This is a genomic window from Vibrio sp. 10N.261.52.C11 (assembly GCF_041471405.1).
In the GTDB taxonomy this organism is placed as follows: Bacteria; Pseudomonadota; Gammaproteobacteria; order Enterobacterales; family Vibrionaceae; genus Vibrio; species Vibrio crassostreae_C.
On the sequence record NZ_JBFROI010000035.1, the window covers coordinates 94,889 to 118,838 of the forward strand.

General features: G+C 44.5%; 23 protein-coding genes and 1 tRNA gene. 21 read left to right on the forward strand and 3 right to left on the reverse strand.

Going from position 1 to position 23,950, the window contains the following annotated elements:
• Positions 1 to 18 precede the first annotated feature (18 nt).
• Positions 19 to 924 (reverse strand): DUF72 domain-containing protein, encoded by a 906-nt coding sequence (locus AB4323_RS14540; RefSeq protein WP_029235140.1) that lies wholly within the window; start codon positions 922 to 924, stop codon positions 19 to 21.
• Between the two features lie 314 nt (positions 925 to 1,238).
• On the opposite strand from AB4323_RS14540, the gene aspS reads away from it, so the two are divergent.
• The 17 genes from aspS to AB4323_RS14625 all read left to right on the forward strand — a co-directional run bounded on the left by aspS (position 1,239) and on the right by AB4323_RS14625 (position 17,425).
• Positions 1,239 to 3,011: an aspartate--tRNA ligase gene (gene aspS, locus AB4323_RS14545; RefSeq protein WP_065585130.1), complete on the forward strand. Its 1,773-nt coding sequence runs from the start codon at positions 1,239 to 1,241 to the stop codon at positions 3,009 to 3,011.
• A gap of 159 nt (positions 3,012 to 3,170) precedes the next feature.
• Positions 3,171 to 3,692 (forward strand): crossover junction endodeoxyribonuclease RuvC, encoded by a 522-nt coding sequence (gene ruvC / locus AB4323_RS14550; RefSeq protein WP_372102524.1) that lies wholly within the window; start codon positions 3,171 to 3,173, stop codon positions 3,690 to 3,692.
• 153 nt (positions 3,693 to 3,845) lie between these two features.
• Complete coding sequence (ruvA, locus tag AB4323_RS14555) at positions 3,846 to 4,457, forward strand: Holliday junction branch migration protein RuvA (RefSeq protein WP_017062079.1); 612 nt, start codon at positions 3,846 to 3,848, stop codon at positions 4,455 to 4,457.
• A gap of 103 nt (positions 4,458 to 4,560) precedes the next feature.
• On the forward strand, positions 4,561 to 5,577 hold the full coding sequence (gene ruvB, locus AB4323_RS14560) for a Holliday junction branch migration DNA helicase RuvB (RefSeq protein WP_017062078.1): 1,017 nt from the start codon (positions 4,561 to 4,563) through the stop codon (positions 5,575 to 5,577).
• 552 nt (positions 5,578 to 6,129) lie between these two features.
• Positions 6,130 to 7,716: a cytochrome ubiquinol oxidase subunit I gene (cydA, locus tag AB4323_RS14565; protein ID WP_017062077.1), complete on the forward strand. Its 1,587-nt coding sequence runs from the start codon at positions 6,130 to 6,132 to the stop codon at positions 7,714 to 7,716.
• Positions 7,717 to 7,729: 13 nt separating this feature from the next.
• Positions 7,730 to 8,866, forward strand: a complete 1,137-nt coding sequence (gene cydB / locus AB4323_RS14570) for a cytochrome d ubiquinol oxidase subunit II (RefSeq protein ID WP_017062076.1) — start codon at positions 7,730 to 7,732, stop codon at positions 8,864 to 8,866.
• Positions 8,867 to 8,897: 31 nt separating this feature from the next.
• Positions 8,898 to 9,005, forward strand: coding sequence for a cytochrome bd-I oxidase subunit CydX (gene cydX / locus AB4323_RS14575; protein ID WP_000270284.1), 108 nt, complete (start codon positions 8,898 to 8,900; stop codon positions 9,003 to 9,005).
• A complete protein-coding gene (gene ybgE, locus AB4323_RS14580) occupies positions 8,998 to 9,300 on the forward strand; it encodes a cyd operon protein YbgE (RefSeq protein WP_017067532.1) in 303 nt (100 codons plus the stop codon). Before cydX ends, ybgE begins: the two co-directional genes overlap by 8 nt.
• Positions 9,301 to 9,472: 172 nt before the next feature.
• Positions 9,473 to 9,910: a tol-pal system-associated acyl-CoA thioesterase gene (gene ybgC, locus AB4323_RS14585; RefSeq protein WP_017062074.1), complete on the forward strand. Its 438-nt coding sequence runs from the start codon at positions 9,473 to 9,475 to the stop codon at positions 9,908 to 9,910.
• Positions 9,900 to 10,583, forward strand: a complete 684-nt coding sequence (gene tolQ, locus AB4323_RS14590) for a protein TolQ (protein WP_017063515.1) — start codon at positions 9,900 to 9,902, stop codon at positions 10,581 to 10,583. The genes ybgC and tolQ overlap by 11 nt, the downstream gene beginning before the upstream one ends.
• 3 nt (positions 10,584 to 10,586) lie before the next feature.
• A complete protein-coding gene (gene tolR / locus AB4323_RS14595) occupies positions 10,587 to 11,030 on the forward strand; it encodes a protein TolR (RefSeq protein ID WP_017062072.1) in 444 nt (147 codons plus the stop codon).
• 13 nt (positions 11,031 to 11,043) lie between these two features.
• On the forward strand, positions 11,044 to 12,111 hold the full coding sequence (gene tolA / locus AB4323_RS14600) for a cell envelope integrity protein TolA (RefSeq protein WP_017062071.1): 1,068 nt from the start codon (positions 11,044 to 11,046) through the stop codon (positions 12,109 to 12,111).
• Positions 12,112 to 12,123: 12 nt separating this feature from the next.
• Complete coding sequence (tolB, locus tag AB4323_RS14605) at positions 12,124 to 13,476, forward strand: Tol-Pal system beta propeller repeat protein TolB (protein ID WP_017062070.1); 1,353 nt, start codon at positions 12,124 to 12,126, stop codon at positions 13,474 to 13,476.
• Positions 13,477 to 13,589: 113 nt separating this feature from the next.
• Positions 13,590 to 14,132 (forward strand): peptidoglycan-associated lipoprotein Pal, encoded by a 543-nt coding sequence (gene pal / locus AB4323_RS14610; protein WP_017062069.1) that lies wholly within the window; start codon positions 13,590 to 13,592, stop codon positions 14,130 to 14,132.
• A 33-nt stretch (positions 14,133 to 14,165) separates the two neighbouring features.
• Entirely contained in the window at positions 14,166 to 14,948 is a 783-nt protein-coding gene (gene ybgF, locus AB4323_RS14615; RefSeq protein ID WP_372152781.1) for a tol-pal system protein YbgF, read from the forward strand.
• Positions 14,949 to 15,157: 209 nt separating this feature from the next.
• The gene (gene nadA / locus AB4323_RS14620; protein WP_136973580.1) at positions 15,158 to 16,219 is read left to right on the forward strand and encodes a quinolinate synthase NadA; all 1,062 of its coding nucleotides are present in this window, start codon (positions 15,158 to 15,160) and stop codon (positions 16,217 to 16,219) included.
• A 174-nt stretch (positions 16,220 to 16,393) separates the two neighbouring features.
• A complete protein-coding gene (locus AB4323_RS14625) occupies positions 16,394 to 17,425 on the forward strand; it encodes a potassium channel family protein (protein ID WP_017063519.1) in 1,032 nt (343 codons plus the stop codon).
• Positions 17,426 to 17,500: 75 nt separating this feature from the next.
• Here AB4323_RS14625 and AB4323_RS14630 read toward each other — a convergent pair whose 3' ends face one another.
• Positions 17,501 to 18,070, reverse strand: a complete 570-nt coding sequence (locus AB4323_RS14630; RefSeq protein ID WP_017062064.1) for a UPF0149 family protein — start codon at positions 18,068 to 18,070, stop codon at positions 17,501 to 17,503.
• A gap of 171 nt (positions 18,071 to 18,241) precedes the next feature.
• On the opposite strand from AB4323_RS14630, the gene AB4323_RS14635 reads away from it, so the two are divergent.
• The 4 genes from AB4323_RS14635 to gltS all read left to right on the forward strand — a co-directional run bounded on the left by AB4323_RS14635 (position 18,242) and on the right by gltS (position 23,133).
• Positions 18,242 to 20,695, forward strand: a complete 2,454-nt coding sequence (locus AB4323_RS14635) for an ATP-binding protein (RefSeq protein WP_372152782.1) — start codon at positions 18,242 to 18,244, stop codon at positions 20,693 to 20,695.
• Positions 20,696 to 20,943: 248 nt separating this feature from the next.
• Positions 20,944 to 21,393, forward strand: a complete 450-nt coding sequence (locus AB4323_RS14640; RefSeq protein ID WP_017062062.1) for an L-alanine exporter AlaE — start codon at positions 20,944 to 20,946, stop codon at positions 21,391 to 21,393.
• Positions 21,394 to 21,573: 180 nt separating this feature from the next.
• A tRNA-Ser gene (locus tag AB4323_RS14645) sits at positions 21,574 to 21,664 on the forward strand.
• A gap of 254 nt (positions 21,665 to 21,918) precedes the next feature.
• Entirely contained in the window at positions 21,919 to 23,133 is a 1,215-nt protein-coding gene (gltS, locus tag AB4323_RS14650; RefSeq protein ID WP_372152784.1) for a sodium/glutamate symporter, read from the forward strand.
• Between the two features lie 64 nt (positions 23,134 to 23,197).
• Here the strand turns inward: gltS and AB4323_RS14655 are convergent, their stop codons facing one another.
• The gene (locus AB4323_RS14655; protein ID WP_372152786.1) at positions 23,198 to 23,950 is read right to left on the reverse strand and encodes a DeoR/GlpR family DNA-binding transcription regulator; all 753 of its coding nucleotides are present in this window, start codon (positions 23,948 to 23,950) and stop codon (positions 23,198 to 23,200) included.

Here is a 23,950-nt window from a genome sequence, read left to right on the forward strand (position 1 = left end):
CTACTTACAAGTGAGAGGTTAAAACATCGAGATTTGGTGATTGCCTTTTTGAGCTGGAAACTGAGCCAGTTCGGGCAGTAATAATGATGTATTTTCAGATACTTGCTTTTGTAGCCTCTTATAAATAGCAATCGCAAGTTCAGGTGCGTGGTTATTGTCTGGGGTGTGGATCATTAAATAGGGCTGCTTGCCTTCATTAAGCCAGTTTGGGATTTTGGCAAACCAAGGCTTAAAAAACTCAATATTAGGTTCTTGGTCTGGGTGACCAATAAATCGAATCATCGGGTTATTGGCGGTAGCAATTGCATGAACAGGAACACGCGGTTTTTTCTGATGCGCATCGATCACCGCTTCTGTGGTGGGTGGCGCAGAGAAAACGGGGCGGCTGTCCATGATGATGCGATTGATGCCTTCCTCAACCAGCCATTGGTTGAAGCGTTTTTCCGCATCGCCCTTATCAAAGAAACCTAAGTGTCGAACTTCGACGCCAAGCTGCATATCTTTTGGGAATAAGGTGCAAAACTTTTGTAGGGCAGGCAGCATGCTGGGCTCAAAACTGTGCGGCAGCTGAATCGTCCATTGACCAATACGGTCATGCAGTGGCGACATCGTCATCAAGAACTCTTTGAGTTCGGCTTGGCAGTGTCTCAGTTGTTGCTGGTGGGTGATGAATTTGGGCAATTTGAAGGTGAACTTGAAATCATCGTGACTGGCGGCTTTCCAATTGTGAACGGTAGACATACTTGGCGTAGCGTAAAAGGTGGTGTTGCCCTCAACGGTATGGAAAACTTGGGTGTATTTTTCCAAGCGTTCGGCAGGCTTGGTGCCTTTACCGTAGAACTGACTTTGCCACTCAGAATGAGACCACATAGTTAATCCAAGTCTTAGAGGTAAAGTTTCTGTTGTTATTACACGATTATCCATCTATTACACCGTTATCCATCACGCCATCAGTCATTACAAAAAGTTTTTGGGTTGAAACGAAAATCTACTTTACGAGAGTTTTGCTGATTAAGGTACTTTCGAGATATAATTATCGCAATTTTTTCGGTTTTGATGAATCTTTGCGCACTTGATGGGCTAAAAAGCAGCAAAGCCAGATAAAACACAATAAATTCGAATGTGGAAGGTCGATTTTAAGCGAGTTTCCGCGTATAAATGTTCCTTTGCTCTGTTGTGTGGAATGACCACTGACAGCTTGGAAATTAGTAAATAATTAAGAGATTGGGAAATTCATTATGCGTACCCATTACTGTGGTAACCTGAACAAGTCCCTGGCGGGACAAACTGTAGAATTGTGCGGCTGGGTAAACCGTCGCCGTGATTTAGGCGGTCTTATCTTTATTGATATGCGTGATCGTGAAGGCATCGTTCAGGTTGTTGTCGATCCAGATATGAAAGATATCTTCCCGATCGCTAACCAACTGCGTAATGAATTCTGTATCAAGTTTACTGGTGAAGTACGAGTTCGTCCGGACAGCCAAGTAAATAAAGACATGGCTACTGGTGAAGTAGAACTTTACGCGACGGGTCTAGAGATCATTAACCGTTCAGAAGCGCTTCCACTAGACTTCAACCAAACGAACTCTGAAGAGCAGCGTCTTAAGTACCGTTACATCGATCTTCGTCGTCCAGAAATGAGCGACCGTATTAAGCTTCGTGCACGTGCTTCTAGCTTCGTTCGTCGTTTCCTAGATGAGAACTTATTCCTAGACATCGAAACGCCAGTACTAACGAAAGCGACACCAGAAGGTGCTCGTGACTACCTAGTACCAAGCCGTGTTCACAAAGGTAGCTTCTACGCACTTCCTCAATCTCCTCAGCTTTTCAAGCAACTGCTGATGATGTCTGGTTTTGACCGTTACTACCAAATCGTTAAATGTTTCCGTGATGAAGATTTACGTGCTGACCGTCAGCCTGAATTTACTCAAATCGATATCGAAACATCTTTCATGACTTCTCAAGAAGTACGTAACGTGACTGAGAAGCTTGTTCACGATATGTGGAAAGAACTTCTAGATGTTGAACTAGGTCAATTCCCAGTAATGCCTTTCTCTGAAGCGATTCGTCGTTTCGGTTCTGATAAGCCAGATCTACGTAACCCACTAGAGCTAGTGGACGTTGCTGACTTGGTTAAAGATGTTGAATTCAAGGTATTCTCTGGCCCAGCTAACGACGAAAAAGGTCGCGTAGCAGTTATCCGTGTTCCAGGTGGTGCTAAGCTAACTCGTAAGCAAATCGACGGCTACGCTGAACACGTAAACATCTACGGCGCGAAAGGCCTAGCTTGGATGAAGGTTAACGACCGTGCTGCAGGCATGGAAGGTATTCAATCTCCAGTTGCTAAATTCCTAAGCGAAGACGTAATCAACGGTATTCTAGATCGTACTCAAGCTGAATCTGGCGATATCATTCTGTTCGGCGCAGACAAAGCGGGCATCGTTGCTGAAGCAATGGGCGCACTTCGTCTTAAACTAGGTACGGATCTAGAGCTAACAGACACATCTGCATGGGCTCCACTGTGGGTTGTTGACTTCCCAATGTTCGAAGAAGACGGCGAAGGTAACCTACACGCAATGCACCACCCATTCACATCACCACTAGGTGTGAACGCGGAAGAGCTAAAAGCGAACCCAGCAGCAGCAAATTCTGATGCATACGACATGGTAATCAACGGCTACGAAGTAGGCGGCGGTTCTGTACGTATCCACAACGCAGAAATGCAAACAGCGGTATTTGGTATCCTAGGTATCGAAGCACAAGAGCAACAAGAGAAGTTCGGCTTCCTACTTGAAGCGCTTAAGTACGGCACGCCACCGCACGCTGGTCTAGCATTCGGTCTTGACCGTCTAGCAATGCTGCTTTGTGGTACTGAGAACATCCGTGACGTTATCGCATTTCCGAAAACAACAGCTGCAGCATGTCTACTAACAGACGCGCCAAGCCTAGCGAACCCAGCATCACTGGAAGAGCTAGCAATCGCAGTTAAACTAGCGAAGAAAGAAGACTAATCAAGCGATTAGCCTAACTTTCTACTGAAGCTTTGAGTTTTCGATAGAGCTAAATTTTGTAGTAGAACAATAAAATGCCCGTTAATTTGACGGGCATTTTTTTTTGCGTTCGATATACTAAGCTCATAAAGCATGTATAAATAATCAGTATTTGAAGTTATGTCTATTATCTTAGGGATTGACCCTGGCTCACGCATTACCGGTTACGGTGTTATTCATCAAAATGGCCGCCACCTATATTACTTAGGGAGTGGTTGCATTCGCACCTCAGAAAAAGAGTTGCCGGGTCGACTCAAGCAGATCTATGCAGGTGTGAGCGAAATTATTACTCAGTTCCAACCGGATGTGTTTGCGATAGAGCAGGTCTTCATGGCTAAGAATGCAGACTCAGCGCTTAAGCTTGGGCAAGCTAGGGGCAGCGCGATCGTAGCGGCTGTAAATGCGGATTTGCCTGTTCATGAATACGCGGCTCGTTTAATTAAGCAAGCAGTGACGGGTAATGGTGGTGCGGACAAGTCTATGGTTCAGAACATGGTGATGAGCATGCTTAAGTTACCCGCTAAACCACAGGCCGATGCTGCCGATGCTCTAGGCGTAGCGATCACTCACGCCAACACCAATAAAACTTTGATAGCGCTTGCGGGTAAAGCAACAGGAGCAAGAAAAGGGCGTTACCGATAACCATAGGCTATGGCGTTTCTGAAGACAGAATCATTCGGTTTCTTAAGCCAAACAAGCGTAAATAAATCACCCGAATAAACACAAAGAACTGGATAAGCATCCAGTTCTTTTATATTCTGTCCCTCAAATTATATTCCACCAAGAGAGTGAATTGTGATCGGACGTCTACGCGGTACATTAATAGAAAAACAGCCACCAGAGTTATTAATTGAAGTGAGTGGCGTTGGCTATGAAGTTCAAATGCCAATGAGCTGTTTTTATGAATTACCAAACGTTGGCGAAGAGGCAATTATCTACACTCACTTTGTTGTTCGTGAAGATGCACAACTGCTTTACGGCTTCAACACAGTTAAAGAACGCGCGCTGTTCCGTGAAGTCATTAAAGCGAATGGTGTTGGTCCTAAGCTTGGCCTTGGTATCCTTTCAGGTATGACGGCAAGTCAGTTTGTTCAGAGTGTTGAACGTGAAGATATTTCTACACTAGTGAAACTACCGGGTGTCGGTAAGAAAACCGCAGAACGTCTTGTTGTTGAAATGAAAGACCGCCTGAAAGGATGGGGCGCAGGAGACTTGTTTACGCCTGCAACGGATGCAGCACCGATTGACTCTATGCCAACGGTTCATGACGCTGAAGAAGAAGCGGTAAGTGCACTACTTGCATTAGGCTACAAGCCCACTCAAGCTTCTAAGGTTGTTTCTCAAGTGGCTAAAGATGGCATGACCAGCGAACAGTTGATTCGCGAAGCTCTGAAATCGATGGTTTAATACCCAATATACTTGTTCGACAAAATAGACTCATTCACTTTGCCTTTACACAGAGTCAAGAAGCGCAGAGTCAACAAGAGCATAGTTAGGAATAGCAGAATTTATGATTGAAGCCGATCGCCTTATTGCACCGGATAACCCAGTATTCAAAGATGAAGATGTCATTGATCGTGCAATACGCCCTAAAGCACTGGCTGACTATCAAGGTCAGGATCACGTTCGTGGCCAGATGGAGATTTTCATCAAAGCGGCACAACTGCGTAACGAGGCGCTCGACCATCTGTTGATATTTGGCCCTCCAGGCTTGGGTAAAACCACGTTGGCGAACATTGTTGCCAATGAGATGGATGTCAACATTCGTACGACTTCAGGCCCTGTTCTAGAAAAAGCAGGCGACCTAGCGGCGTTACTGACCAATCTCGAAGAAAATGATGTCCTGTTCATTGATGAGATTCACCGTTTAAGCCCTGTGGTTGAAGAGGTGTTGTACCCTGCAATGGAAGACTACCAATTAGATATCATGATTGGTGAAGGCCCAGCGGCACGCTCTATCAAGATTGACCTTCCTCCTTTTACTTTGATTGGCGCAACCACTCGTGCTGGCTCACTGACATCGCCGTTACGTGACCGTTTTGGTATTACTCAGCGTCTTGAGTACTACAAGGTTGAAGATCTACAAAACATCGTTCAGCGCAGTGCAGATTGCCTTGGTCTTTCTATGGAGTCCGAAGGGGCGCTAGAAGTTGCTCGCCGAGCTCGTGGTACGCCACGTATTGCTAACCGTCTACTGCGCCGTGTTCGTGATTATGCGGAAGTAAAAGGCGACGGGCATATTTGTCCGGAGGTTGCTGACAAAGCGCTAAACATGTTGGATGTCGATGCTAAAGGTTTCGACTACATGGATAGAAAGCTTCTGCTGGCGATTATGGAGAAGTTTGGTGGTGGTCCGGTAGGTATCGACAACATGGCTGCCGCGATTGGTGAAGAGAGAGACACTATTGAAGATGTGTTAGAACCTTACTTGATTCAACAAGGTTACCTACAAAGGACGCCAAGAGGTCGAATCGCGACCGACAGAGCGTATTTACACTTTGGAATAGATAAACCCTCCAATCGTTAAATTATTCATTTTTAAAGATCCCAGTTGCATAAGCGCTGGTTTTTTTTGCTTTTTACTGAATAACAACTCTTTGAGCGAGTCGATAAAAAGATCGAAAAGGGAGCTTCAAAAATGGAAACTTTGATTTCAGGTTTGATTTAGATAACAGGAAATGAAATAAGTTGTCATATTTTTTGTTAATACTTTATAGGTAGTTGTAATTCGGATGTTGAGGCGGTGCTGAGCATTTGTCACAGATATCATGCGCTGTTATTAAGACAAGCATAATTGGTGTGATTTTAATCATAATTGTACAAAAATAACTCTAATTTGCTCAAATAAATTTGATACAAATCAACGCAGGGTTCTCCCATAAACCTTTTGAAACATACTGATTTTACCAGTAATATTAGCGCCAGCTATATTAGCTCATGCTTAACAATAATCTAACTATAACGGTACGTTTTTGCTACAAATTTCAATTTGTAATAACAATTACATAAATTGTTTTAACATGGATTTTTGCGGTGAATAATCACACAAGTGTCATTCAGCCGACACAAAGGAGTTACCATGATTGATGTTGTTGATCTGTCGCGATTGCAGTTTGCATTTACAGCGATGTATCACTTCCTATTTGTTCCACTGACTTTAGGTATGGCATTTCTACTTGCCATTATGGAGTCAGTTTATGTAATGACTGGCAAGCAAATTTACAAGGACATGACCAAGTTCTGGGGTAAATTGTTTGGTATTAACTTTGCTCTTGGTGTAGCGACAGGCTTAACCATGGAGTTCCAGTTTGGTACTAACTGGTCTTACTATTCTCACTATGTTGGCGACATTTTTGGTGCTCCGCTAGCTATCGAAGCGCTTGTTGCATTCTTCCTAGAGTCTACTTTTGTTGGCCTATTCTTCTTCGGTTGGGACAGACTGTCAAAGCGTCAGCACTTAGCGGTAACTTGGTTAGTAGCACTTGGCTCTAACTTCTCTGCGCTTTGGATCTTGGTAGCAAACGGCTGGATGCAAAACCCAGTGGGTGCGGAATTTAACTTTGAAACTATGCGTATGGAAATGGTGAGCTTCGCTGAAGTTGTACTAAATCCAGTAGCACAAGTTAAATTCGTACACACAGTAGCGTCTGGTTACACAACGGGTGCAATGTTCATCCTTGGTATCAGCTCATACTACATTCTTAAAGGTCGTGACCTTGCCTTTGCTCGTCGCTCTTTCGCGATTGCAGCGTCTTTCGGTATGGCGGCGATCTTGTCAGTAATCGTACTAGGTGATGAATCTGGTTACGAGCTTGGTGAAGTTCAAAAAGTGAAGCTCGCTGCTGTAGAAGCGGAATGGCACACTGAAGAAGCACCAGCCGCATTTACTGTTTTTGGTATTCCAAACCAAGAGACAATGAATACTGACTACGCAATTAAAATTCCTTACGTAATGGGTATCATCGCAACGCGTTCGCTTGATACTGAAGTAACGGGCCTACGTGACCTACGTGATGACCACGTTGATCGTATCCGTACTGGTATGTACGCGTACGAGCTGCTTGAAAAGCTACGTGCAGGCGATAAGTCTGAAGAAAACATGGCTGCGTTCGACGAAGTGAAAGGTGACCTAGGTTACGGCTTGCTTCTTAAGCGCTACACAGACGACGTTGTTGATGCAACTGAAGACCAAATCCAAATGGCTGCGGATGATTCTATCCCAACAGTTTGGCCTCTATTCTGGTCATTCCGTCTGATGGTTGCTTGTGGCTTCATCATGCTGTTTGTATTCGGTGCTGCGTTTGTTCAAACGTGTCGTCAGAAAATCGAACAGAAACCATGGGTACTTAAAGCTGCGCTATTCTCAATCCCACTTCCTTGGATTGCGATTGAAGCAGGTTGGTTCGTTGCTGAGTTTGGTCGTCAACCATGGGCGGTTGGTGAAATCCTACCGGTTAACGTTGCTGCATCAGCACTGACTATTGAACAGCTTTGGACTTCTCTATTCGCTATCCTGGCACTTTACACAGTGTTCTTGATTGCTGAAGTTTACCTAATGCTGAAATTCGCACGTAAAGGTCCAAGTAGCTTGAAGACAGGCCGTTACCACTTCGAACAAAACGATAACTCTGTTGAAGACAAAGTTAGCCGTTCAGTTGAAGTATAAGTGAGGGAATATTATGTTTGATTACGAAAGCTTACGACTTATTTGGTGGGTATTGATCGGTGTTCTACTGGTTGGTTTCGCCGTAACTGATGGCTTTGATATGGGTGTTGCCGCTCTGTCACCTGTTATCGGTAAGAGCGACACTGAACGTCGTATTATGCTAAACACGATTGCCCCTCACTGGGATGGTAACCAAGTTTGGCTTATCACTGCGGGTGGTGCATTGTTTGCTGCATGGCCACTGGTTTACGCGACGTCTTTCTCTGGTTTTTACTTCGCAATGTACGTAACGCTAGCTGCACTTTGGTTACGTCCACTTGCTCTTGACTACCGTTCAAAGATCGAAGATCCAAAATGGCGCAAAACTTGGGACTACGCACTTTGCTTTAGTGGCGCAGTACCACCAATCATTTTCGGTGTGGCATTTGGTAACCTACTACAAGGTGTTCCATTTGAACTGAACGAATTTATGATGTCTAAGTACCATGGTACGTTCTTCGCTCTGCTTAACCCATTTGCATTGCTTTGTGGTGTGTTGGCTCTGATGTTGTTCGTGATGCAAGGTGCAACATGGCTTCAAATGAAGACAACAGAAGCGCTGCACGCTCGTGCTCGTAACGTTGCTCAGATCACTGGCCTAATTGCTATTGCTCTATTCGTTATTGGTGGTTTCTGGGTTCAATCTATCGAAGGCTATGTAATTACGAGCACTATCGATACGTTTGCTGACTCAAACCCACTAAACAAAGAAGTATCACTTCAAGTGGGTGCTTGGATGACAAACTTCGAAACTTATCCAGCAATGTGGGCTGCGCCGATCCTTGGTGTAGCAATGCCACTGCTTGCTGTGATTGCATCTCGCTTTGAGCGTGGTGGTTTCGCATTCTTGTTCTCAAGCCTATCGAACGCTGGTGTTATTCTAACGGCTGGTTTTGCAATGTTCCCATTCGTAATGCCATCAAGCCTGAACCCTAACCAAAGCTTGACTATGTGGGATTCAACAGCGAGTGAGCTAACGCTTGGTCTTATGACTGTCGTTGCGGCGGTAATGGTTCCTGTGATTCTTGGCTACACAACTTGGACATACTACAAAATGTTCGGTCGTCTAGATAAGAAACACATCGAAGATAACGACGTTTCAGCTTACTAAGCTAGAAGTTAAATAACTTAGGAGAAATTTTATGTGGTATTTCGCATGGATTTTGGGTGTACTTCTAGCATGTGCATTCGGCATCATCAATGCTCTATGGCTAGAGCATTCAGAAATGATGGACAAAGACAGTGAGTAATCTCGCAGAGCAAATCGCTAAGCTGCATCAACCAATGGATAAGACTCTGCTTAGAGCCTTATCCCTAGTATTGGGTTTCATGCATGTGGGTTTAGTGATGTGGGATCCTGAAGCGTATGCGACAAGCATCGGTGGCTTTAACGCGATCATCGGGCCAATGTTCATTTGGGCAGTATGCTCAAGCATGGTTTACGGTATCGGATTTAAGCCAAGAGCTTGGATGTGGCAGCTACTGTTTAGCCCATATGTTTCACTCACAATTTTGCTCTACCTAACGACGCTGCGCCTTCTATAAAAGGCAAAGGATTTAGGTTCATAACAACGTGAGCCTTTATACTTGTTGGGTTTTTAGCCAAAAAGAGGTCATCTTATACAGATGGCCTTTTTTTTCGTCTCTCAAATCAAAAAATTCACAGCGATATACTATTAATGATAAGGAGTTAGGTTATAGTGAGATCTTTATCGTTTTGGATTGTGGTAGCAAATTGCAGGGATTATCTAAGCTATTTACGTGGCCAGTGACTGTGTATTACGAAGACACCGATGCGGGTGGCGTTGTATACCATTCAAACTATCTTAAGTTTTTCGAACGCGCTCGAACTGAGATGTTGCGCTCAATTGGCGTTTCTCAGCAAGTATTGTTAGAACAAAACATCGGTTTTGTAGTCCGACATATGGACATTGATTTTATTCAAGGCGCGCGTCTTGATGATTCTTTACAAGTCATTACAAATATTTACGAGTTGAAACGAGCTACCTTGGTCTTCTGTCAAGAGATCGTAAATCCTGATGGCAAGGCATTGTGTAAAGCAATGGTTAAGGTAGCATGTATCGATAATCAAAAAATGAAACCCAAAGCAATGCCAACATTTATTCTCACGGAGCTAACGAATAGTGACTGCTGAAATCTCAATCTTAGGCCTAATTTTAGAAGCTAGTTTACTAGTTAAGATGGTCATGCTGACTCTTATGGGCATGTCTGTTGTTTCTTGGGCGATGATCATAAAAAGAAGTAAAGTGTTATCTCAAGCTTCTAAACAAACAGAAGTGTTTGAAGACAAATTTTGGTCAGGCGTTGATCTTGCAAAACTGTACCAAGAGAGCAACAAACGCAAAGACGAGCTTTCTGGTACTGAAGAAATTTTCTACGCAGGCTTTACTGAGTTCGCTCGCCTTCGTAAATCGAATGCAACATCACCTGACTTCATTATGGAAGGCACTGGCCGTGCGATGCGCGTTGCCGTTGCTCGTGAGATTGATGAACTAGAAACTAACTTACCTTTCTTGGCGACCGTTGGCTCTATCAGCCCATACATCGGCCTATTTGGTACGGTTTGGGGCATCATGCACTCATTCATCGCATTAGGTGAAGTGAAGCAAGCGACGCTCGCAATGGTTGCTCCTGGTATTGCAGAAGCACTGATCGCAACAGCAATGGGTCTATTCGCTGCGATTCCAGCGGTAATGGCGTACAACCGCTTCAGCAGCCGAGTAGGCAAGCTAGAACACAACTACGCGACTTTCTCTGAAGAGTTTCACAGTATTCTTCACCGTCAAGCGATGGCTGGCAGGGAATAATAGATGGCTGGATACCAACCTAAAAAACGCAAAATGACAGCAGAGATTAACGTTGTACCTTACATCGACGTTATGCTTGTTTTGCTGATCATTTTTATGGTGACTTCGCCGTTTGTTACTCAAGGTGTCGACGTTGAATTGCCTCAGGCTTCAACGGCTAAATCGGCACAAGACCTACTGGGTGACGACAACGCGAGCTTTATTATCGTTGAAGTGAACAAAGACGGTGAGCTTGGTTTGAGCGTGAATGACGAAGAAGTACAACGTGGCTTATCCATGGAAGATATTATCGTCCGAGTAAAAGCTGAGTTGTCTTTGAAGCCGAATTCTCCAGTGGCGGTTGGCGGTGATGCCGCAACGCCATACGCTGAAGTGGTTTTATTACTTGATGAATTAAGCCGTGCAGGTGTGCCAAAGGTTGGCCTTTTAACGGATATAAGGGAATAGCTCCGTAGCATTCATGAAAGCGAATAATAAAAAATCCAATAATTTCAGATCACCGCTTCTTATTTCTCTTGGGCTGCACGTCATTTTATTCGTTGCGCTCATTTGGGGGGCGGATTTCACGATGTCAGAGCCAAAGCCTACAGGGCAGATGGTTCAAGCAGTGGTGATTGATCCTCAGTTGGTTCGCCAGCAAGCTCAACAGATTCGTCAACAAAGAGAAGCGGCAAGCAAGAAAGAGCAAGAGCGTCTTGACAAACTAAGACGTGAAAGCGAACGACTTGAAAAGAATCGTAAAGCTGAAGAAGAAAATATTCGCAAGCTAAAAGAACAGCAAGCGAAAGAAGCTAAAGCAACTCGTGAAGCTGAAAAGCGTCGAGTTGAGAAAGAGAAACAACGCAAAGCTGAAGAAGCGCGTTTACAGCAAGAGCAAAAGAAAGCCGCTAAAGCCGAAGCTGACCGTAAGCTAAAAGAAGCTGCGTTAGTGAAAGCCGAGAACGAGCGTAAAGCCAAAGAAGCGGCAATCGCAAAAGCTGAACAAGAACGCGTGGCAAAAGAAAAAGCAGCGAAAGAGGCAGCAGACAAAGCTCGTAAAGAGAAAGAAGCCGCTGAACTCGCGGAAAAGCAACGCATAGCGAAAGAGAAAGAAGCGGCAGCCGCAGCAGAGAAAGCCCGTAAGGCAAAAGAAGCTGCAGCAAAAGCAGAAAAAGAGCGTAAACAACAAGAAGCCGCATTGAACGATATCTTTGCTGGGCTTGAAACGGAAGCGACTCAAAACTCTTCAGCAAGACAACAATTTATCACTGATGAAGCGCAACGTTACGGGGCTATCTATACCCAACTGATTCAACAGAACCTGTTGTTAGAAGACAGCTATCGAGGACGCTCATGTCGAGTGAACCTTAAGCTGATTCCAACGGGCTCTAACGCGATATTGGGTAGTTTGAGTATCTTAGATGGCGATAGCCGTTTATGTGCAGCAACCAAGCGTGCGGTGGCACAAGTACAATCTTACCCGTTGCCTAAAGACCCAGACATTGTGAACTCACTGAAAGACATTAACTTAACTGTATCACCAGAGTAAAAGGACGAACTTGTGTTAAAGAAACTATTACTGAGTTTTGTTTTCTTAATAGCTACAAGCAGCCAGTTTGCACATGCAGCGCTGGAGCTGGTTATTACAGACGGTATTAACTCTGCAAGACCTATCGCTATTGTACCTTTCCGTTGGGAAGGCTCAGAGCCATTGCCACACGATGTATCAGCGGTTATCGCTTCTGACTTACAGCGCAGTGGTAAATTCAGCCCAGTTGCGACAAGCAAAATGCCTCAAACGCCTTACAGCGAAACTGAGGTTAACTTTGATGCTTGGACTAACCTAGGTGTTGACTCATTGCTTACCGGTAGTATCACTAAAAATGCCGAAGGGCAGTATGTGGTGAATTACCAATTGATCGACATTGTTCGTGGTCAACTGACCAAAGGACAAAGTCGTGCGCTGAGTGATGAAGGCCAATTAGTGCTTTCTAAAGATCACGTTCTATTCAATAAGAAGGCTACGGTTCCTGGTAATCGCTTGAGAGAGTACGCACACCGTATCTCAGACCTAGTGTATGAAGAGCTAACTGGTGAGAAAGGCGCGTTCTTAACTCGTATCTCTTACGTGGTAGTGAACGATAAAGACAAGTACCCGTATCAACTTCGTGTTGCTGACTACGATGGCTTTAACGAGCGTTTAGTACTTCGTTCTAAGCAGCCTCTCATGTCTCCAGCATGGTCACCAGACGGCAAAAAGCTAGCTTATGTGAGCTTCCAGAATGGCCAAGCTGAAATATTCATCATGAATATTTACACGGGTGAACGTGAGAAAGTGACGTCATACCCTCGTCACAATGGTGCGCCAAGATTCTCGCCAGATGGTAAAACATTGGCATTGGTATTGTCGAAAACGGGCAGCCTTCAGGTGTACACACTTGACCTTGCTAGCCGTAAGCTGACTCAAATTACCCGCGGCCGTTCGAATAATACTGAACCATTCTGGCACCCAGATGGCAAGTCTCTTATTTTCACATCGGATCGTGGTGGTAAACCACAGATTTATAATGTAAATTTGTCCAATAATTCGACTTCTCGTATTACTTGGCAAGGTAGCCAAAACTTAGGTGGCCAGATCACTCCTGATGGTCGATTCATGATCATGGTGAATCGCAGCAACTCAGGTTTTAACTTGGCTAAGCAAGATTTGGAAACCGGTGCGGTTCAGGTACTAACAAAAACATTGTTAGATGAGTCTCCAAGTATTGCACCGAATGGAGGTATGGTTATCTATAGCTCTATTTACAACAAAACAAATGTACTATCGATGGTTTCTATCGATGGACGTTTTAAAGCTAGATTACCGGCAACTAACGGACGCGTAAGAGCGCCTGCATGGTCACCGTTCCTCTAGGGAAAATTACATATTCTTTTAGCTATTGATAGTGTTAACTATTGTGGCATTTAACTATCTATAGCACTCTTAGTCGCTGTAGAAACTAAGTTTGATAACGTAAGGAAAAAAAGATGCAACTTAACAAAGTTCTTAAAGGCTTGATGATTGCACTACCAGTGATGGCAGTAACGGCATGTAGCTCAACTGATGAAGCAACATCTGCAACATCTGGTACTGAAAGCAACCAAACAACTTCAGGTTCAGAAGGCAATGTAGACACAACTGTTGTAACGCCAATTGACGCTAACGGTCAACTGTCTGAGCAAGAGCTTAAAGAGCAAGCGCTACGTGAAACTCAAACAATCTACTTCGCATTCGATAACTCTACTATCGCTGGCGATTACGAAGAAATGCTAGCAGCTCACGCAGCATACCTAGTTAAGAACGTTGACATGAACGTTACTATCGAAGGTCACGCTGATGAGCGCGGTACTCCTGAGTACAACATCGCACTTGGCGAGCGTCGTGCACAAGCTGTAGCGAAATACCTACAAGCTCTAGGTGTTCAAGCTGACCAAATCTCTATCGTAAGCTACGGTGAAGAGAAGCCACTTCTTCTAGGTCAATCTGAAGATGTGTACGCTAAAAACCGTCGCGCAGTACTAGTTTACTAATTTTAGTAGACTATATAATTGAGGAATTGCCTCATGTTCAGTAACACAAAGCGAGTCATTTTGCTTTCGTTACTGGCAAGTGCAGCGAACACCGCGTTCGCTGCACCAGCTCCAGTATCCGATCTCAATAGCACCGCAACCAATTCATCATCTTCCTCTCGATCAGCATCTAACGAATCAGATATTGAGCGTTTAGAGCGCCTGCTTCAAAATCGCAATCTCGTTCAGCTTCAAATGCAACAGCAAATCGACGGCATGGCACTGGAGATCAGTGAACTTCGTGGTGAGCTGGAACGAAACAGCTACGATATGAAGCAAATGCTAGAGCGTCAGCGTGAACTGTTCATTGAACTGGATCGCGTAAGAGGCGAGGTGAAAGCAGCAGGAACAGCAACGGTAGCAGTGGCGGCGAGCGAAGGCTCTAAAGACGCTTCTGGTACGTTCAGTACTGATGTGGATGAGCAAACTGCTTATCAAAATGCTGTAGATATGATTCTAAAGCAACGAGACTACACGGGTGCTATCGCTGCATTCCAAAAGTTTCAAAAAGACTTCCCAGATTCTACCTTCACACCTAACTCACATTACTGGTTAGGTCAGCTTTATTTCGCTAAGAAGCAAGATAAAGAAGCCGTGAAGAGCTTCGCTGCTGTTGTGTCGTACAAAGACTCAAACAAGCGAGCAGATGCACTGGTTAAGCTTGGTGACATAGCAGCGCGCAACAACAACGCGACGCAAGCTAAGAAATATTACCAACAAGTCGTAACCGAGCACCCAAACAGTGCTTCGGCTAAAGTGGCCAAAACCCACTTATAACCAAAATAGGGGTGCTTAGGCGCCTCTTTTTTATACCTGTTCACTTCCGTTTAGTGTTTACTTCTCTTGCTAGTGATGACAACACATCGCCTTGTTTATGCGTTTTAAGCATTAGCTAGTCACCGCTTGCAACCAATCCTTTTTGATCCCAATCGCTGTCCTGTGTAGAATACTCGGATTCTCGGAAGAAGTTGCGTAGAGCAAGAGCAATGAGTCATATACTAGATAAAATCGATACAGTTTACCCGTTTCCGCCTAAGCCAGTTCCATTGAGCGACGCTCAGAAACAGGCCCACATCGCAAACATCAAAAAACTACTTCAAGAAAAAGATGCAGTTCTAATTGCACACTACTACACCGATCCTGAAATTCAGGCTCTGGCAGAAGAAACTGGTGGTTTCGTTGGCGATTCATTAGAGATGGCTAAGTTCGGTAACCGTCACTCAGCAAGCACTTTGATCATCGCTGGTGTTCGTTTCATGGGTGAGTCTGCAAAGATTCTTACTCCTGAAAAACGCATTTTAATGCCAACACTTGAAGCTGAATGTTCGCTTGATCTTGGCTGCCCAGCTGACAAATTTACAGAATTTTGTGATGCTCACCCTGACCACACTGTGGTTGTATACGCGAACACCTCTGCAGCTGTTAAAGCTCGTGCAGACTGGGTAGTTACGTCGAGCATCGCTTTAGAAATCGTTGAAAGCCTAGACGCTGAAGGCAAACCCATTATTTGGGGGCCAGACCGTCACCTAGGTTCTTACATTGCAAATCAAACTGGCGCTGACATGTTGCTTTGGCAAGGTGAGTGTATCGTTCATGATGAGTTCTCAGCTGATGCTTTGAAGAAAATGAAATCGGTATACCCAGAAGCGGCTATCTTGGTTCACCCAGAATCACCAGCAAGCGTGGTTGAACTGGCTGACGCTGTAGGCTCAACAAGCCAACTGATCAAGAAAGCAAAAGAGCTGCCTCATCCACAGATGATTGTTGCGACAGACAAAGGCATCTTCTTCAAGATGCAGCAATTGGTTCCTGAAAAAGAGCTGATTGAAGCGCCGACAGCGGGTGTTGGTGCAACGTGTCGTAGCTGCGCACACTGTCCTTGGATGGCAATGAACGGCCTTGAAGCGATTGAAAACGCGCTTGAGAATGGTGGTGAGCAACACGAAATCTTCGTTTCTGACGAATTACGCGTGAAGTCTCTTATTCCATTGAACCGCATGCTAGATTTTGCAGAGCAGTTAAATGTGCAGGTAAAAGGTAACGCGTAAGTCGTTCTTTTATCTAACCAATAAAAAAACCAGCCAATAGTGCTGGTTTTTTGTATCTGCGTATAGGCCGCCAATATCAATCTTGTGGTCATGTATCTTTTTCTGATGATACATCTTGTTGATATCGCGTATTTTTTCTAGCATGTAAGTAAGAGGAAAAGATTAGAGGCTCGAATGATAATCTGGTTACAACTCAAACGCTGGATCAAAGCAAACATCTTTGTTTTGAATGGCAAAAACTTACTGTTCACTTTTCTTGGCTACATCGCTTTATCGTGGTCGATGCTGTATTTGGCGGGTGAAACAGATTTAACCAGTTCGGTTACCGTATTCGCTTACTACTTGGTGGTGACGGCTTCTACGGTTGGTTATGGTGATTTATCACCGACCACGGTAGCGGGGCAGTGGATCGTTATTCTATTTGTGATTCCAGGCGGGTTGAGCCTTTTTGCCGCGTTGCTCGGTAAAGTGGCGACAGAAGGTGTTGAATATTGGCGAGCGGGCTTGCTAGGAAAAAGGAGAGTTAGAGTGGACAACCACATTTTGATGTTGGGGTGGAATGAGCAAAGAACCATTCATCTCATCCGCATGCTACAACACGAAGAAACGGGTAAACGACCAATCGTGCTATGTACGCGTTCAGATATCGAGAACCCGTTACCCGGTGAAATCAATTTCGTCAAAGTAAACAGCTACACCGATGGCAAAGAGATGGAGAAAACGGGCATTGAGTCTGCAAGTTGCATCCTGATTGATAACCCAGAAGACGACATTACGTTATCTGCGGCGCTTTACTGTGCCAACCGAAACCCTAAAGCGCACCTTCTTGTTTACTTTAAAGATGAAGCGCTGAGCGATTTGTTACACAAGCATTGCCCTAACTCAGAATGTATTCCAGCGGTGGGTGCTGAGATGCTAGCAAAGGCTGCGGTAGACCCAGGTTCCAGTGCGCTTCACCAAGAATTATTGAGCTCAACAAGAGGCATGACACAGTATTCAACGTATTTCCCTGAAGACGCTGAGTCTGTCACCGTCGCGCCTATTTTCTCAGTGTTTAAAGAGAAGTATCAAGCAACTCTGATCGCCATTGATACGGGGAGCGGTATTGAACTCAACCCAGAGTTAGATCAAGTGGTCAGCAGTGGCACTAAGCTGTTTTATATTGCTGATGAGCGAATTGATGACTTCGATTGGAAAGGCTTCTAAAGCGACTATTTTATTTCGTCTGAAAACTAAAAAAGGCCTCATAATGAGGCCTTTTGGCTTGTATAAAGCTAACTGTTATTGAGCTTCAGCCAGTGCAATGCCACGCTGCGTTAGTCCGCAAAGCATCACAGGAACAGCGTTAAAGATCTCTTCGAACTGCTCTAGGCCTTCGATGCCTTGCTCTGCAAGCGTAGCAATTGACGTTTCTGGATCGTAAAGCATGCTCAGTGACAGCAGGACACCGCCAACGAGTGCGTTATCTTCGCTCTCTTCAGGCATTAGTGTTTCCCAATCGTCGCGAGCAATCTGCCAGCCTTGAAGCAAGCCTTCACAAAAATCACGAGCGGCAGTGTTCACCACTTCTTCGTCGTCTAATTGACAAGCTTCAGGCCAAACCCAAGTCCCTTCAATCAGTTCTGGGCGGGTTTTATTCCAAAGCTCGATGATAACTTCAATGTAGCTTTCTAGCTGTTCACCATCCGTAAAAGGTGCGACTTCTTCGCCACCCCATAAGAACGGTAGCCACTCATGCGGGGTTAACACATTCGGTGCCGCTGCCATTGCAGTGACAAAGCCCATTGTTTTGTGTTCTGTGATTAGCTTTCCTTCCAACTCTGGAAGCGCAAGAATATCTTGTAAAGTCAAAGTGAGGTACCGTAAAAGGGAACATATTTGCGCTTATAGTACCAATGAACTTGTGCCAATCAAGCTTCAATCTAAAAAGGCTTGATGTCATGGATGATAAACACTAGGTTTAACAGAAAAGAAAACAATAAAAGAATTATGCAGATACGGTCGTCTTTAAAGAAAAAAAGCATGGTAGCGCTTGGATTATACCTTGCGATGTTTATTGCCATTGTCGGTAGTGTGACGTATTACGTCGTAGAATCCCCTGTGCGCGCCAAATTACAACAAAACCTCGACTTGCGTACGCAACTGTTATCCGCATTGATTACAGAGCCACTCAGTAGTTCTCGAGGCTTCGTAGACAGTCTCGTTGGGTTTGCTCAAGCGCATCGTAACGGTGATGATGTTATTCCGCTCTTTAAGTCCATGTTGGCGGCGAGCGACGATACGATTGTCAGTGCCGGTATTTGGCCCGAACCTTATGCGCTTGATTCTAAAAAGCTTCTCAACAGTTACTTTTTTAATAAAGCCGACGATGGAATAATCGACCAGATATATTCTTACAACAACCCCCAAAATGCCCCTTATCAAGAAGAGTATTGGTACACCTCTGTCGTCAACCAAAAACAAGGCACGATCTCTTGGAGCGATGTGTATATCGATCCATACACACACGTTCGAATGATTACGGCGTCTTCCCCTTATTATTACGACGGTACTTTTGCCGGTGTTGCCACGGTGGATCTCTCGCTCGAAGAGCTGCTTGGTTTTATCAAGAACCACGCCGAAGAATACAACCTTGGCATTACGCTCAGAGATAAGCTTAACCAAGTGTTGGTTTCGCATAACTTTAATCTCGTTGAAGGCATTTACATCAGTAGCAATCAATTTGGTGATTTCGGCTGGCAAGTGGATGTGGTGAACTCCAAATCACGAGTAGAAGACGAAGTGTTTCGTCAGGTGATGAGCATTGAAGGCGGTATTGTTCCGCTATTGCTACTTTGTGTCATGGCGGGGTATTACTTATTGAACCGTTATTTGATTAGTCCAATCACAAGGATTGCAGCACAGGTTGATAGCTCGAAAGCCGGCGAAATCATTGATGTGGATTACCCGAGTGATGACGAAATCGGCCATTTGATTAAAACCTTCAACGAAAAGACCATTTATCTCGAAGCGGAAAAGGTTAAAGCTCAGGCATCCACCAATGCAAAAACCGCTTTCCTTGCGACCTTGTCACATGAAATTCGCACTCCGATGAATGGGGTATTGGGTACCGCTCAAATCCTATTAAAAACGCCTCTAAATTCTGAACAAGAGAAGCATCTTAAGAGCTTGTATGAGTCGGGCGATCATATGATGACTCTACTCAACGAGATCTTAGACTTCTCGAAGATCGAGCAGGGCAGGTTGGATCTTGATGAAACGCGTTTCCCGCTTGATTCGATCATCGGCAGTATTAACAGTGTTTACTACACATTGTCTTCCGAGAAAGGGCTTCAATTCAAAGTGTACTCTGAGGTGACTTCGGGTCGTTGGTACTTCTCAGATAAAGCTCGCCTTCGCCAAATTTTGTTTAATCTATTGAACAACGCGGTGAAGTTCACCTCCAGAGGCTTTGTTGAGGTGTACCTGAAAGAAGTTGTAGAGGGGAGTGACACCTATCTGAGCATTCGAGTTCGTGATACCGGAATTGGTATTTCTAAAGAAGCTCAGAAGCGTATTTTTAAACCGTTTGAACAAGCGGAGTCTTCGACCACAAGGTGTTTTGGCGGTACTGGCCTTGGCCTCGCGATTGTGAAGAAAATTGCCCAGTTGATGGATGGCAGTATTACCGTCACCAGTGAAGAAGGGATAGGCACGAGTTTTGATGTTCGCTTGAAGATTCAGCCATGTCAGCCAGGAGAAATCGAGAGTTTGCCACATAAGAAGTTGGACTACTCTGGCTTAAAGGTACTGATCGTCGAGGACAACCGAACTAACACGGTGATCATTGAAGCCTTCATGAGCAGTAAAGGCTTTACCTGTAAGAGCGTCGAAAACGGTGAACTTGCGATACAAGCCGTGGTTGCTGAGCGCTTTGATTTGGTGCTCATGGATAACCATATGCCTGTGATGGATGGCGTTGAATCAACCACTGCTATTCGTGCTTTGATAGGCGATGTGTCATCGGTATTGGTGTTTGGTTGTACGGCTGATGTCTTTAAAGAGACTCGTGAGCGTATGTTGGGGGCAGGTGTGGATTATATTATTGCTAAGCCGATTGACGAGCGTGAACTGGATGATGCCTTGTTCCGCTATTCAAATAAGCTTTATCAATACCATGAAGTAAAAGCGGATGAGCTCGAAAGCCAAGACGTAAAACCACACGATTCGAAAAGTAAAAGCGAGTCACTGCCTAAACCTGATCTTCGCAACAAAGATAACACTGAAGAGCTGTTAGTGACGTTGTATGTGGCGCTAGAAGACAACAACCTAGAACTGATTCAATTTGCACTAGAGAGCCTACGTGTCCACGTTGAAGCTATGAACAACGCGGAACTTACTGAACAAGTCGATAAAGCGTTAGAGCAGGTTGCTTTAGGATCACCACCTACACAAGATGTCATTAATATCATTACTGTAAATCTACCTATGGCTTAAATGTTGTTTAATTACGGTAAGTAAATGACGAACTGTCCAATATTTGACCTTGGTTGGATTTTTTGGTGAAAGTGACTGCTTTTAAAGTGGTTTTTGGTTGTTAATTTACAACTTGATTTTTAATTTGGAGTGTATGACTACTAATCTTGTGATTTAATAGCGACATTATCTGGTGAGGTGCAAATGTGCCTTGTTTATATGTTACTAAATCACTAATTAAGCAGTGATATATTTTAGGTTTGTCGTCAATGAAGTCTCGTGGTCCATTTTGTATTCGAAACGCAGCTGCGGATACATTTGCTATGGTCGTTTTCTGTTTTATTTCTGGCATGATCGTAGAAGTGTTTATTTCTGGTATGACGTTTGAGCAATCTCTTGCTTCTCGAACGTTATCTATTCCTGTAAACATTGCTATCGCTTGGCCTTATGGCGTTTTTCGTGATTGGTTCTTACGCAATGGTGCAAAACTTTCAGAAAGCTCATTGATGAAAAACTTGTCTGATTTGATGGCATACGTGTTATTCCAGTCTCCAGTGTATGCGGGTATTTTGTTGGCAGTGGGTGCTTCAGGCGACCAGATCGTTACGGCTGTCACCAGTAATGCAGTTATCTCGTGCGGTATGGGCGTACTTTACGGCTACTTCCTCGATATGTGTCGTAAATGGTTTCGAGTTCCTGGCTACTATCAACAAGCTTAAGAAAAGCAACAAGCGTAAGTGCAGCGAAAGAATGAAATTTGGTTTGTTTTTGATCTAATGAGTTAATTTGTAATCGAACAAACCGAAAAAGGCACTTTTTTTGAGAATGCCCCTTGACCAAAGCAAGCAGAATCAATAAAGTAGCGCCTCGTTGAGTGACATGCTCAACACACAATTTGTGGAAGGATGGCTGAGTGGCTTAAGGCGCTCGCCTGGAAAGCGAGTATACGTTTATAGCGTATCTGGGGTTCAAATCCCCATCCTTCCACCACTATTCAAAACCCTAGCAGAAATGCTGGGGTTTTCTCGTTTTAGAGCCTCTATATCCCACCTCATCTGTATACCTCCCTAATATCCGTTCCTTTAATCATTGCTTTATAGTTATAATCTCTATTAATACCGTCGCAGAATTAACCATATTAGGTGTTTTTATCATAGATAATCGCTTGATTTTTTGGCGTGAACCTAGATTATTAATAGTACGCAATATTATGAATAATCTAACTATTAGGAATCCATAACCTCATGACAGAAACCCTAGTTTCTCCAATGCTCTCTTTTACGATCGCGATTTCATTACTGTTTATCGGTAAAGGTTTGATCGAGCGATCTGAAGTATTAAGAAAGTATTCACTGCCAGAGCCTGTGATTGGTGGCTTTGTCTGCGCAGCGACCGTAGCGGCGCTTTACTATATTTTTGAAATCCAAATCACTTTTAGCCTAGATGTCAGAGACTTTTTGCTTCTCTACTTTTTTGCTGGCATCGGGCTCCAAGCGGATATTAAAACACTGATTAAAGGCGGGCGACCGTTGTTCATCCTACTGTGTCTTGCTGCCATTTTTATCGTGTTGCAAAACGTAGTCGGAATGGCAGTCGCTTCTGGCTTTGGAATGGATGCGAAAGCAGGCTTGCTATCTGGGTCTGTTAGCTTGATAGGCGGCGTAGGCACAACGTTAGCTTGGGCGCCAATGTTTGTGGAAGAGTTTGGTATTGCTAACGCGCTCGAACTTGGTGTCGCTTCAAACACGGTTGGTTTAATTGCAGCGTGTGTGATTGGTGGTCCGATTGCGAACTACCTGCTCAATAAACACAAAGTAAGCCCTTCTAATGAAGAAGAGGTTACGGTTGGTGCATTCCAAGAGAGTGAAACAAAAACAGAGCTTAGCCACTACGGCGTTCTGTGGGCGTGGTTGATTCTTAACTTAACACTAATGCTGGGTTACAGCTTGAGTGAAGTTATCGACTCGATGGGCCTAAAACTGCCGTTATTCGTTAGCTGTTTAATCGCAGGTATCCTAATTGGAAACGTTGGTCGCGCACTGTTTAAGAAACGTCGTACACAAGAGAAAATCGCTCAAGGCCGCAAAGGCTTAGCGATGATCTCTGATATTTGTTTAGGCATGTTCTTGACCATGGCATTGATGGGGTTGCGTATCTGGGATCTCGATGGACTGTTTGGCTATATCTCTGTTGTCATGAGTATCCAGATCTTGCTTTCCCTGTGGTTTACTGTGTTTGTCGTTTATTACTTGATGGGAAGAAACTACGATTCTGTGGTGATATGTTCAGGCTTCGGTGGTATCACTCTAGGCTCGACCGCAACAGCAATTGTGAACATGACCGCAGTAACTCACCGCTATGGCGCAAGCCCACAAGCGTTCATTGTGGTGCCATTAGTGTGTGGTTTCTTTGTTGATTTGATTAATGCGCTAGTGATCAGTTTCTTTGTTGGTCTGTAGCGCTAATTAAGAGCAATTGTCTTAAGCAAAAAAAGCCTAGCTGTGATGCTAGGCTTTGTTGTATTCAAGTATGAGCATTCTCTTCTACTAAGTGTATGTTTAGCTCCGAAGGTAATTGGCTGCTATTGGTGTATATGCGGTCAAAGTCATTCAGTGACGCTACCTTTAGAGCGGCAAAGCGTCCCCATTTACTGGCATCCGCGACAAGCCAGCTTTCACGGCTGTTCTTTATGATTGATTTGGATAGGTCAGCCTCAACTTGCTCATGTTCCATAGCGAAATGACTGTCTGTTACTGAGCCACACCCACAGATGCCAATGTCAGTTTCAAAATCGGAAAAGAAGTGGACCACGCTACTGCCCACCATGTCTTGGTGTTCTCGTCTGAACAAACCACCGGCCAAATACACTTCAATTTGCTCGTTTGCTTCTAAGATACGGGCCACTTGTAGGTTATTGGTGATCACTCGTAACGCGGGCTTTGCCAACAAATACTGCGCAATTTGAGTGACGGTCGTACCAATGCCCATCATGACGGTTGAACCTTCAGGTATCGCGTCGGCAACCGCCATCGCAATACTGTCCTTTGTCTCTGACTCAACACCAGCACGGAATCGGTAGCTCGTGTTGGTGAGCGTTGTGGGTAAGCTAACGCCTCCGTGCACTCTTCGTGCTAGGCCTTGCTCGCACAGGTGGTTTACATCACGACGAATGGTTTGAGTGGTAACAGAAAAAAGCTCGGCTAAGTGGTCGATCTGTATATCTTGATTAGCCTTAAGCGTTGCGAGTATTTCTTTCTGACGATGGTTCAGTTCCAT